Consider the following 11,652-nt stretch of genomic DNA (forward strand, 5'->3'; position numbering starts at 1 on the left):
ACAGGGATTGATCAATCGAAGTATGCTTTTTCATGGACTCGCCCTCGCTGTCGTTGGCTGATTAGACTGCCACCGTGGCGCATTGACGCCTCGGCTTGGGCGAGTCCATCCAATTACAGATCGCGTTATGGCTTTACCGGTGTTTACTCGGCCTTTTCTTCCTGCGCGTCCAGCGACTCGCGATAGCTGTCGAGCGCCGTGCCGAAGTCAGTGATGAACTGCGGGTCCGTCAGCCAGGCCTGGGCGGTGTCGCGGTCCATGCCGTCGGCCCACATGCGGTAGTCGATCAGCATGTCGGCGGCCAGGTGAGTGGCCGCCATGGCTTCGTTGTCGGCGTTTTCCATGTCCAGCAGTTCTGGATGGTCGCTGATGATGTCGGCGAGGTTCGACAGCAAGGTCAGCAGCATGACGTTGCGGCTGGTGGCTTCCGCGTCACGCATTTTGCTGAACATCGCCAGGGTGTATTCCGGGATCGGCTCGCCGATTTCCCCCAGATCATCGTCCAGTGCGGCGGGTTTTCTGCCGTGAATATTGATTTGCTTGGCTTTGATCTTGGCGCGTTTGGCGCGTTTCTGTTGCTTGTTCAGGGAGGCCATGGGAACTCAGTTTGCTTTATGTTGGGTTTGAGCCGCGATAGCTTCGGAAGCTGCCACGTAATCAATCTGGAAGGCCGGGGATTCGATCCAGGCCAGGGCACTGGCTTCGTCCGCTTCGGTGGACCATTGGCGGTACTCGATCAGCGCAGCGATGATGAAGTCTGTCGCTGTTTCTTCGCCTTCCTGCTCCAGCACCAACGCGAGCAGCGGGTGTTCAAGAAAGGCCGCGCACATAGCTTGTTGGCTGATCTTTTCCGCGTCGATCATCTCTTTGAACAGCTCGGTCAGATCCACCGATTCGAAGTCGATACGATCATCGTTCGGGTCCAGCTCGACCGGCGCGGCAGCCCGTTGAGTGCGGTTCTGCTTGGCCTTGGCTTTGGCGCGTGTGGCGCGTTTGTTCTGCTTGTTGGCGGAGGCCATGGGCGTCGTTCCGTATTCCGTTGAGTGGGCGCATCAGTCAGTTGCGTGGCACTAGCCGCCCAGGTGTGTCGGGGGCCAGTTCGCCGTTCTGCAGCCAGGACAATGCAATGGGCCATAGTGTGGCTTGGTATGGGCTGCGAAAAAAGGCGAAATGTCCGACTTCTTGTTCGCCGATGTCTTCGGGGGTGATTCGCAGGTGGCTGTTCGTGCTGTTGGTGAAGTAGCCGAGCAAGCGTTCGATGGCCGGGATGGTGCCGTAAGGGTCGTCGCTGATGCTGATGGCCAGGGTTTTGGCGGTGACGTTGGCGAAGGGGAGCCGGCCGTGCTTTGCGTGGACCACGCGACCGCTGGGGCGCTTCTCGTAGCGGGCCGTGGGCGTGCTCCAGTCGCGGACCACGCCAGTGGGCGTGTCTTCCAGCCAGCCGAGGCGTTTACCTGGGAAGTAGCCGTAAATCATCGTCAGCAACGGCATCACCAAATGCCACTTGCCAAACATCCGCCACCGATGGGCCGGCGCATAGTCGCGCCAGTAAGCGAATTGCGCGCCGACGGTCACCAGGTGCCGGATCAGATGCCCGGAGGCTCCCAGGCCCGCCGCACAGCCGCCGAAGCTGTGGCCTACAACATCGATGGGTTGCCCGGGAAATTCACGTTGAGCGCGCTTGAGCATCGCCTCAAAGTCCAGCGCGCCCCAATCTGACCATGAAGCCCGAAGCCCTTTCAGCGACGCGGGTCGCGATTCGCCGATGCCACGGTAGTCGTAAGTGATCACGTCGAAGCCGTTGGCGAACAGGTAATCGGCAAAGCGCGAGTAGTGCCGACAGCGGACCGATGTTGCGGCGTTGATCACCACCACAGGACGGGTCGAGTCTTGATTCGCATGCCGCCAGGTGAAGCCGCCAAGGATGAAACCGTCGGCGGCGGGTTCCTTGAAAGAGTCACCAGTTGTGCCGGTGGGTAACGGCAATCCAAGTTGCGTCGGGGCCAGTGAGGGCATGTCCTGCAAATTCATCGACTTTGAACCTTTGCGGTTAGCCAGTCACCATAGTCTTCACGCCGTTTATGAACAATCCACCCGTGCTTATCGGGGCCTTTGCTTGAGTAACCGCTCCTCAAGCACCGCCCACTCCCGATCCAGTTCTGTGCGAAGTTCCTCCTCGCTCGGCAGTATCAGTCTGTATGTACCGGCGAACAGTTGTTCGTTGCCTTGCGGTACTGAATAGCGCACCACCGATTCATCTTTTTGCGCGCAGAGAATGAGGCCGACGGTGGGGTCATCCTCCGATCCGCGCTTGAGGTCGTCGTCATGCGCACGTACATGTCCATCTGGCCGACATCCTGGTGGGTCAGTACGCCGCGCTTGAGGTCGAAGATGACGAAGCACTTGAGCAGGTAGTTGTAGAACACCACATCGATGTAGAAGTCTTTGCTCTCGGTACTAATGCGTTGCTGGCGAGCGATGAAGGCGAAGCCTTTGTCCAGTTCGAGCAGGAAGCCCTGGAGTTGATTGATCAAGGCTTGTTCAAGTTCGCTTTCCTGGATCAAGCCCGCATTGGGCAGGCCGAGAAACTCCAGTAGCACTGGGTCCCGGATGAAATCCCGAGGGTTGGCATTCATTTGCTGGATATTGGTGGCGGCTTCCTGTTTGACGGCGGCCCGGTCGCGGCTCGCCAGCAAGCGTTCGTAATAGAGGGTATTGATCTGGCGCTCGAGGGCGCGACTTGACCAGTTCTGCAGGGCTGATTCGTTCATGTACCAGTGGCGAGCGTGGTCGTTGTCGACGCGAAGGAGCCTGCGGTAGTGAGAAATCCGCGCTTGAGGAATACAACGTGTAGTCCAATTCGCAGTGAACCCAAGTACTAATCAATCTAAAACTTGGCGATTCAGCAGGAAATCTAACAGGAGTACAGATTGGGTTCTGCGGAGCCCGGGAGTCGCCACCATGAAGTACCTCCATTCACTCCTGTTGCCCATCGCCGCTGTCGGCGTATTGATGTTTCCCGTCATGCTGAGCGCTGCCAGCCTTGAACCCATCGACAACTCAGGCGTGCAAGTCCAGCCGCAACAGCAAGGCGGGATTAGTTACCTGTCCGGGGGGATTGGCGAGGATGAGTCGAAGGCCATTCAGCAAGCCGCGGGCTACAACCTGCACATGACATTCTCCATCGGGCCGGAGAACAAGTACGTTCCAGATGTTGATGTGGTTGTGCAGAAAACCCCGGGGCATACCGTGCTGACGCTCAGCCAGGCTGGCCCGTTGGTTTACGTTCAGCTGCCTGCTGGCAAGTACACCGTTGTCGCGACCCGCAATGGTGAGGAGCGACGTGAAACAACCGATGTCGGAAGCGGCACCGCTCGCAATCTGGTTTTCCATTGGAATGGTGACGAATAGCCAACGATGGGCGAGAGAGAAGTGTCGCGAGCAAGGCAGAGAAAAAGCGCGGATCAAATCGCAGACATAAAAAAACCCTGAATCTTGCGATTCAGGGTTTTCGGTATTTGGTGCCAGAGACGGAATCGAACCTTTGTCTACAGGCCTTGCGTAGTCTAGATGCGGCCGGTGTTATAAATCCGCTTGCCCCCATATCTGCCCCCAAATCTAAATTCAACCTGCTTCGCCATGTTTCCCCTATCAGCGATATGTTGAAAATTCTGATCGCCTTGTTTTCATCAGCCGTTATCAGACGTGCCCGCAATTTTGGGCAGTAAGCGAATACCTGGCAGGTCCGGGGCGGTACGGGCGTCACAAGCTCCTAGTGATCTTTCGCGGTAAGGGATCGTGATCTGCTACCCCCTTTTAACGTTAATGCACGGTGCAAGAACCGTTAATGCACGGTGCCTGGATGGGATAACGATTCGTGAGGCGATCTCGTTAGAGCGCGATGGGTCTCGGGAAAATTTCCGACACGTCCATCCACCAGCGGTGGCAGGAGACTTCCTCAGATTGAAGGAGTCGTCCTAGGGTGCGGTGTCAAATCGAACATTGTCAGCTTGACAGATTTGACCGTCGACACACTTTTGCGGAGCCTCCCGACCTGCATTGCAGGTTGGAAGGTCAGATCCGATCTGGCCCCCATTGGGGAGTGAACACTGCCGCCGTTTGTGGGGAATTGCACTCCACTTGACCAGTGAGTTGCATTCGTGCTGACCAAGCGTTTGCATTCGACTTGACCAGCACACTTAGTGGCTCGACGGGCAGAAGTCGAACCATTGCAGCCAGTCATCGTAGGAACCCGCGAATGTGGCGCCGCCGCTCATTCGCAGGCTTTAACCCACCTACGCGAATTGCGCCTCGTGTTTTGAGGTCATGCCAAGCATTCTACCTCGGTCATAGGCGCGAACTCGAAGTTAGCGGCATTTAACCTTTTACGTCACGGGGATCGTTGCCGGGCGCGATGGTGTCTTTTGCCCTGAACTGTCCGTCGCGGCCCTTAGTAGTCATTTCACCACCACCTTGGTTTTGCAGCATCGCGCGCGCGGCTTGTTGCGCCTCTGCCTGAGTATCGTGGACGCTTGAGGCTCGGTCTGAATCGTTGCGCTTGTTTTCCCACGTCCCATCTGAGCGTTGGGAAATGGTGCGGTCTTGGGGCTTGCTCATGATGAATCTCCTCTGCTGGGGTCTCCATGTATAGACTAGGAAATGGCCCTTTGCCCGCCATTTGCGCTCTTACTGGGTACGTTAGGCTGAGAGCATCTCTCAATGCCTATGGTGACAGACGGAAATCGGCCAAAAGCAGTCAGTCGTGACGGGCAGAGAACAGCCATTTTCGGTTAGTCTTGATAGATACAAGCTCGCCAGCGCGCCTAGCAGCGGCTCCAGATCTTCGCCATGAGTGGGTACCCGAGCGTATCGGATAAACATCCCACCTTCTCAGTGCCACACCTATCGCATTTCATGTCGCAGATAACTGAATACATGCGACACACTCACGCAGCATCGCAAAGCCTTTACCGTCAAGCCGAGTGAGTCGTCGCATAACTTAGAATTAAAGCGACAATCATGGTTTGCTTTGAAGACGCTGGAAGCTAGCAGTGCTCGGTGAGTATCACGAAGTGTGAGGGAATTATTCAGTCCGAAATAATGGTCACCTGGATGGTCCGATCGTCAGAAACCTGCGCGCTGCTTTTCTTTTCTCGACGATCGTTTATCCACCCACCCACCTGGGCTTGGAAGTCAGCTGGAGATTTTCTTCCGATCTTTCTTGCAAGATCAAGAATGGTTTGTTGGGCGAGGGCTTCTTCCATGCGTTTCTGTGCCGTCATCATAGCCGCGTGAATCGAGCAGTGGCCGTCCAGTGCCCAGGCAGGCGGTGAGCCTTCGAACAGGGCACAACGGCCGCGAATCTCTCGGCAATCAAAAATGAGCTTCTGACCGTCGATGGCGTTGACGATATCAAGAATGCTGATCTCGTCAGAAGACCTAGACAGCTTGAATCCACCGCGTACACCTTCCGTTGCTACGACCAGTTTGGACTTGGCCAACTTGGTGAAGATCTTCGCCAGATAATCCAGAGGCACGCCTTGCAATTCTGCAAGATCGCGCACGCTCGCCTCACGGCTTTCGCCGCCATTACCCACCAAAAAAACCAGGCAATGAATGCCGTACTCAACGCCTGCACTGTAAAGAGACATAAAGATCTCCGACTAAATTAGTCGCATATATTAACGACGATTAGTAAGTGCTGCAATGGTCTTCTCATTCTGTGGCATGAGCGGTTTCGTCCTTGAAAATCATACAAGCGCTTAATTTATGGTGAAAATATCGTATTGAGTAGCCTTCCCCCCTCTGATTTTTCTCACAAATCAGACAAGAGCAGCGACGAAAAATATCTTGCCATTAAGAACTGCGACCAATATAGTCGTAGTTACTGGGGCGCAACGGTTCGCATCTGCGGGGGCGCCCTCGCTCCGCTTTCGCGTCCACTACCGACAAGCGTGACTCTTTAACGAACTCATCACTTCCCACCAGGGGTTAAAAATGAAACAGCAGATTCTGGTTATTGGCGCAGGTTTCGGTGGCATGTGGGCGGCTTTGAGTGCAACGCGCCTGTTCGACATTCATGCTCACACCGATGTTGAAGTTACCGTGCTGGCTCCTCAGGCCGAGTTGCGCATCCGTCCACGTTTTTACGAGCCTGATGCGCACCAACTGGTCGCGCCGATCGGTGAGCTATTCGATTCGGTAGGCGTCAAATTCATCAAGGGAGCCGCAGAGGACATTAACGTTCAGCAAAAACATGTCGGCTACATCGATACCTCGGGCACCAAACATGTGTGCAGCTACGACAAACTTGTTCTGGCCACTGGCAGCCGCCTCGCGATGCCCAACACTCCAGGTGTTGCGGAACACGCCTTCGATGTGGACCAGATAGAACAAGCTGAACGTTTACAGAACCACCTCAAGTCCCTGGCCGGCCTTCCAGAAAGCAAAGGCCGCGACACTGTAGTAGTTGCAGGTGGCGGCTTCACCGGCATTGAAACGGCGACCGAAATGCCGGCTCGTCTGCGGGCCATACTGGGTGATCATGCGGATATAGAAGTGATCATCGTTGATCGTAGTGAAAAAGTCGGGGCGTCAATGGGGGCCGAAATCAGCAAGTCGATCGCCGAGGCCTGCGATGAACTAGGGGTGAAATGGTGCTTGAAATCGTCTGTGGTAGGAGTTGATGAAAACGGTGTGACCCTTGACGATGGTCAACGTATTGAAGCGAAGACCGTGGTCTGGACCACTGGTGTGCGGGCCAGTTCTCTGACCGAGCAGATCCCGGGTGATCGCGATTCCCTCGGTCGCCTGCATGTGGACGCCCACTTGAAAGTCATCGGTCAGCAAGACATCTTTGCCACCGGCGATGTTGCCTACGCCGCCACCGATGAACTTGGCAACCATGCACTGATGACTTGCCAGCACGCCATCGTCCTGGGCCGCCACGCTGGCAACAATGTTGCTGCGCAGATTTTAGGTGTGGAACCGACCCCATACAGTCAGCCCAAGTACGTCACCTGCCTGGACTTGGGGGGATGGGGTGCGGTTTACACCGAAGGATGGGATCGCCAGGTCAAGTTGACCCGGCAGGAGGGGAAATTGCTCAAAACGCAGATCAACACTGTGTGGATTTACCCTCCGGCGGCCAACCGTGATGCTGCGTGGGCAGCAGCGGATCCATTGATCCCCATCGCCTGAGATAGCAGACCTGGGAGGCGTTAGTAGCTGGCAACGCAGACTTCAAAACGATGTCTGCGTTTTTACACAGCCTCGGTCGTTAGCAGACGAGATCGGAAGACTACTTTGGCCGTTAGTGGTCGATTGCGAACGTCCGCTTATGGCCGGTATTGGACATTCACGGCGTTGCGCTTCTGGCCAAGAGTTGCCTATCGCGTGCGGCAGCTGGCGGCCATAGCCAGATCGGAAGGGGCAGTGTTGGAGTCGCTGGATAACTAGCGATTTTCAACTCCACTACCATTGGAGCCAGCGCGGTCCGAGCAGTGCACCGATAACGGTTGGTATCAACATGCCAAGCAAGTACCAGACGCCCCAGAACGGGGCTTCCATTTCAGGGCAATGGAGGCAATAGGCAATGGTAGCCATCGCCCCTGAAAGCAGTCCACCGCAGGCGCCGGCCAGTCTCAGGCGAGTGGGTGCCAACCCGCGCAGCGCCCAAAAAACAGCAATGAACCCCGGAATCGAAAGCAAGGTGATGTTCAGCGTACACACGCGCCAGGTTTTACCGAAGATCATCGAAGCACGCACGTCCGGGGCTGCTGTCATCAGGCCATAGAGGGCGCCGGCCCACACCGCTGCAACCGCAGCAATGACCAACAGTTGTCCAGCGCCTTGCGTAAGTCCGGGCCTCGCCAGGCGCACAACCTGGCTCAACGCGCCGACCATCAGGCACAGGGGCAAGGCAATTTTTGCCCAGAAAATCGGAGTTGCCGCCACTTCGGCCAGATCCGGACGTGCGCCGAACATGGCCATCACCAGCAAGAATGCCGTTATCAGACCTACCAGCACAGCGACGCCGAAACGCTTGGCTAGCGCATGCCGGTCGACCGGTGTAACCCCGGTCGCCAGCATGGAAATAAGATCGTCAGTTTTCATCGTGTACCTCTAATCCTGTAGGCCAACGCCTTAAGCCCGCGATGGATGCCAATCTTTACCGCTGACTCCGAAAGCCCGGTCAGTTGAGCGGACTCGGCAACCGACAGGCCTTCAAGCTTCACCTGCTGGATCGGCAAGCGCTGCCGCTCAGGCAGTTGCTCAAGTAACTTGCCGAGGTCGCGATGGGCCTGCTCCGGCTCCAGAAGCGACTCGGCAAACAGCTCTGCCACATCGTCGAGCGAGTCATTGAGCAGTTCATTGCGCGACCTGCTACGAAAAAAATCCGTGAGTTTGTAGCGGGTGATGGCAAACACCCAGGCCGTCAGCGGTTGATCCGCACGGTAAGTTTGTCGACCGTTATGGACAGCCAGCAACACCTCTTGCAGCAAATCCTCGACTTCACCCGGTTGCCGCTGAAGTCGGGTTCGAAGAAAGCCGCGTACATGACCGCTCAGCTCTTTGAGGAAAGTGCCATAAGCCCGCTCGTCTCCACCCAGGCCCGCGAGGAACAAGGTCTGAAGATGGATTTCCCGGCTGCGCAATGCGTCGTTATGTGAAGTTCGTTCCATCGTCCACTCTGGTTACACGAGGATGAAAATATTCTGTAGTTGCATAACGCCAGCGCCGATAACTGGCGATGGATCATGCTTGCCGCCAAAGGCATATGGCAACAAGCAGATTCATTTTGCGTTTCTAAAAATATTTTTTGCGATGGCTGTAACCGGATTTGAAACCTCAGCGAACTACCTTTCGGATCTGAAGCACAGCGTACTCCTGCACTGATGCGACGACCCACCCTCATGATCCCGGAGAATAACCATGAACAATCTGAAGCTTGCTGCCATCGCCGTTGCCTTTTCCTCCTTTGCTGCCGGCGCCATTGCCGCCGAGACCCCAGCCGCCGCAGGCGCCATGGAAAAATGCTACGGCGTCGCCATGGCCGGTCACAACGATTGCAAGGCGGGTGCAGGTACCACGTGCGCAGGTACGGCAAAAATGGATTACCAGCCTAACGCCTGGAAAAACGTTCCCGCTGGCACTTGCACCACCATCAAGACACCAAAAGGCACCGGCACACTCACACCAATGTAACGTCAACGCCACGGGGCACGTACTTATCATGACCAAGGCATTCCAGATCGGGGCCGGACTTGGCCTCAAACCGAACCATTATCAAGAGGCCCACGACTGCACGGTCGAAGGTCTCTGGTTCGAAGTTCATCCGGAAAACTACATGGTTGGTGGCGGCCCCCGTCTGGCATGGCTGGAGGCCATTGGCGAGCGGCACCCATTGTCGTTGCACGGGGTGTCACTTTCGCTGGCGGCTGATTGCCCGCCGGACCCGGAGCACTTGAAACGCCTGAAACAGCTCGCTGATTGCGTTCAACCGGCACTGATTTCCGAGCACCTGGCCTGGTCAGCCTGGCGCGACCAATACCACCCCGACCTGTTGCCGTTTCCTCGTACACACGAAGCGTTACAGCGTATCGCAAACAACATCCAGCGCACACAAGACGCCCTCGGGCGTCGCATTGCCATCGAAAACCCGACCCATTATTTGCACCTGGACGGGCATGACTACAGCGAACTGGAATTTCTCACCGAATTGAGCACGGTGACTGGCTGCGGCTTGTTGCTGGACGTCAACAACGTGCACATCAGTGCGCACAACCTGGGTTTTAACGCCGCCGATTATCTGGATGCCTTTGCGGCCGACGCCATCATGGAGATTCATCTGGCGGGGTTCACCAAGGATCCGGGTGAATCCACGTTACTGATCGACAGCCATGATGCCCCTGTCGCCGAAGATGTCTGGTCGCTGTACCAAAGGCTTATCGAGCGGATCGGCCAGCGTCCGACACTGATCGAACGCGACGACCATATCCCCACTTTCGACGTTTTACTGACCGAGCGCAACCGAGCGCAGACGTTATTGAACCTTGGGCAAAATCAGCAAATGAAGGTGGCGATATGAAGCCCTCTCTCGCAATCTTTCAGGATGCCTTCGTCGATGCGTTATACGGCAATGAATCATCCACGATGGATTCGCTGACCCAACAACCAGGCTTTGCGGTCTATCGCAATACCGTACTCAAAGGCACGACGGATGCGTTGCTAGCCAACTTCCCTACCGTAGAGCGCCTGGTGGGCACTGACTGGCTTAAAAGCGCCGCCGCCATACATGCCCGGCTTTCACCGCCAACAGATGCACGTTTACTGAATTACGGAGCGGGATTCCCCCACTTTCTCGACAAATTCGAGCACGCGCAAGACATGCCGTATCTGGGCAACGTCGCCCGTCTGGACCTGCTCTGGACACAGGTTCATTGCGCCGCTGATGAGCCTGGTCTTGGGCTGAACGACTTGGCGCAGATTCCCGCTACGGAATTGGGCAACTTGCGGCTTAAACCACGGGACACCGCCCGTTGGGTCTGGTTGCCGGACTGTCCCGCCTACACGATCTGGTGCGTCAATCGTGAACAACGGGAAATGCCTGAAAAACTCGAATGGCAAGGTGAAGGTGCACTACTGACACGCAAGGCCGGCCGCGTGTATTGGCAAGCTGCCAGCGCCGCAGACTGTGCCTTTCTCGACGCCTGCGCCGCTCACCTGCCCCTCGATGTCGCCGCCGACTGGGCCATTGATGTCGAGTCTGACCTGAATCTGGAAAACCTAATTATTCGCCTTGTGAGTGCTGACGCGTTTGTAACGGCGGAACTCCTGACAACTAGTTACTGAAGCCATCAACGGAGCACAGCATGGATACCATCAACACCCGCTCACCTGCCGCCGACAATTCCCTGCGTGGACTCTGGAACCGCTTTGCAACCCGTTTGGGCAATCTGATCAGCGATTCGTTTCTGGTGTTGGTGGCGCGCATCGCCATCGCCGCCATTTTCTTCATGTCCGGGCGCACTAAAGTCAGCGACGTTCTGACGATTACGCCGAGTACCTACGAACTGTTTCGTACGGAATACGCCTTGCCTGTGATCTCTCCAGAACTGGCGGCACACCTTTCGACCTACAGCGAGCACCTATTTCCACTGCTGTTGGTCCTCGGGCTGTTCACCCGCCTATCCGCCTTGGCATTGCTGGGTATGACCTTTGTCATTGAGGTTTTCGTTTACCCCGATGCCTGGCCGACGCACCTATCCTGGGCGGGATTGCTGCTAATCATCATCGCACGCGGTGCAGGAGCACTTTCGCTGGATCGCAGACTGGGCATCCGGTGATCCATTGACGTATGGAGAACTATCTAGCAGGAGTCTGCAAGTAGTTATCGCCCACATCAGCGTGAAGTTCGCCGTCAGTCCAAGAGCTCCCTTTGTTCTAGCTAACAATACTTCGGCTGCCACATGTGGGCAATCACAGGGCTTGCACGCGTATTGCGTATGCAATACGCAACTACACAAGCGAATACAGCCGATTTATCTTCCGCTAATTCATCTTTGACGCAAATCGCGTCATGCAACTTCAATAACACCTCCGCTTATTTTAAATACTGTTCCTCAAACGTATTGCCTGAATGACTCAGAA

The 11,652-nt window shown here is 56.0% G+C and carries 13 protein-coding genes and 1 pseudogene; 6 read left to right on the top strand and 8 right to left on the bottom strand.

Features of this window, described 5'->3' with window-relative positions:
• Positions 1-143: 143 nt before the first annotated feature.
• The 4 genes and pseudogenes from WLY71_RS00800 to WLY71_RS00815 all read right to left on the bottom strand — a co-directional run bounded on the left by WLY71_RS00800 (position 144) and on the right by WLY71_RS00815 (position 2,771).
• The gene (locus tag WLY71_RS00800) at positions 144-596 is read right to left on the bottom strand and encodes a hypothetical protein (RefSeq protein ID WP_347802122.1); all 453 of its coding nucleotides are present in this window, start codon (positions 594-596) and stop codon (positions 144-146) included.
• A 6-nt stretch (positions 597-602) separates the two neighbouring features.
• Positions 603-1,019, bottom strand: a complete 417-nt coding sequence (locus tag WLY71_RS00805) for a hypothetical protein (RefSeq protein ID WP_347802123.1) — start codon at positions 1,017-1,019, stop codon at positions 603-605.
• Positions 1,020-1,056: 37 nt separating this feature from the next.
• Positions 1,057-2,031, bottom strand: coding sequence for an alpha/beta hydrolase family protein (locus tag WLY71_RS00810; RefSeq protein WP_347802124.1), 975 nt, complete (start codon positions 2,029-2,031; stop codon positions 1,057-1,059).
• Positions 2,032-2,100: 69 nt separating this feature from the next.
• Positions 2,101-2,771: pseudogene (locus WLY71_RS00815) on the bottom strand (PDDEXK nuclease domain-containing protein).
• Positions 2,772-2,961: 190 nt separating this feature from the next.
• Here WLY71_RS00815 and WLY71_RS00820 point away from each other — a divergent pair.
• Entirely contained in the window at positions 2,962-3,411 is a 450-nt protein-coding gene (locus tag WLY71_RS00820) for a carboxypeptidase regulatory-like domain-containing protein (protein ID WP_347802125.1), read from the top strand.
• 966 nt (positions 3,412-4,377) lie between these two features.
• On the opposite strand, the gene WLY71_RS00825 is transcribed toward WLY71_RS00820, so the two are convergent.
• A complete protein-coding gene (locus WLY71_RS00825) occupies positions 4,378-4,617 on the bottom strand; it encodes a DUF2188 domain-containing protein (RefSeq protein ID WP_347802126.1) in 240 nt (79 codons plus the stop codon).
• Between the two features lie 470 nt (positions 4,618-5,087).
• Positions 5,088-5,651, bottom strand: coding sequence for an RrF2 family transcriptional regulator (locus WLY71_RS00830; RefSeq protein WP_347802127.1), 564 nt, complete (start codon positions 5,649-5,651; stop codon positions 5,088-5,090).
• Positions 5,652-5,997: 346 nt separating this feature from the next.
• Between WLY71_RS00830 and WLY71_RS00835 the strand changes: the two genes are divergently transcribed.
• Entirely contained in the window at positions 5,998-7,200 is a 1,203-nt protein-coding gene (locus WLY71_RS00835; protein WP_347802128.1) for an NAD(P)/FAD-dependent oxidoreductase, read from the top strand.
• Between the two features lie 273 nt (positions 7,201-7,473).
• Here the strand turns inward: WLY71_RS00835 and WLY71_RS00840 are convergent, their stop codons facing one another.
• Together WLY71_RS00840 and WLY71_RS00845 are read right to left on the bottom strand one after the other, a co-directional pair.
• Positions 7,474-8,115, bottom strand: a complete 642-nt coding sequence (locus WLY71_RS00840; RefSeq protein WP_347802129.1) for a DUF1109 domain-containing protein — start codon at positions 8,113-8,115, stop codon at positions 7,474-7,476.
• Positions 8,112-8,684 carry a sigma-70 family RNA polymerase sigma factor gene (locus tag WLY71_RS00845; protein ID WP_347802130.1) on the bottom strand — a complete coding sequence of 191 codons (573 nt, stop codon included), beginning with the start codon at positions 8,682-8,684 and terminating at the stop codon, positions 8,112-8,114. The genes WLY71_RS00840 and WLY71_RS00845 overlap by 4 nt, the downstream gene beginning before the upstream one ends.
• Before the next feature lie 250 nt (positions 8,685-8,934).
• On the opposite strand from WLY71_RS00845, the gene WLY71_RS00850 reads away from it, so the two are divergent.
• From WLY71_RS00850 to WLY71_RS00865, 4 genes are read left to right on the top strand one after another with little or no spacing between them, the layout of a single operon-like run.
• Positions 8,935-9,207, top strand: a complete 273-nt coding sequence (locus tag WLY71_RS00850) for a BufA1 family periplasmic bufferin-type metallophore (protein WP_010461569.1) — start codon at positions 8,935-8,937, stop codon at positions 9,205-9,207.
• A 28-nt stretch (positions 9,208-9,235) separates the two neighbouring features.
• Entirely contained in the window at positions 9,236-10,090 is an 855-nt protein-coding gene (gene bufB, locus WLY71_RS00855; RefSeq protein ID WP_347802131.1) for an MNIO family bufferin maturase, read from the top strand.
• Entirely contained in the window at positions 10,087-10,854 is a 768-nt protein-coding gene (locus WLY71_RS00860) for an HvfC/BufC family peptide modification chaperone (RefSeq protein ID WP_347802132.1), read from the top strand. The genes bufB and WLY71_RS00860 overlap by 4 nt, the downstream gene beginning before the upstream one ends.
• Before the next feature lie 20 nt (positions 10,855-10,874).
• Positions 10,875-11,348, top strand: a complete 474-nt coding sequence (locus WLY71_RS00865) for a DoxX family protein (protein ID WP_347802133.1) — start codon at positions 10,875-10,877, stop codon at positions 11,346-11,348.
• Positions 11,349-11,652: the final 304 nt, after the last annotated feature.

The organism is Pseudomonas rossensis (genome assembly GCF_039888995.1).
Classification (GTDB): Bacteria; Pseudomonadota; Gammaproteobacteria; order Pseudomonadales; family Pseudomonadaceae; genus Aquipseudomonas; species Aquipseudomonas rossensis.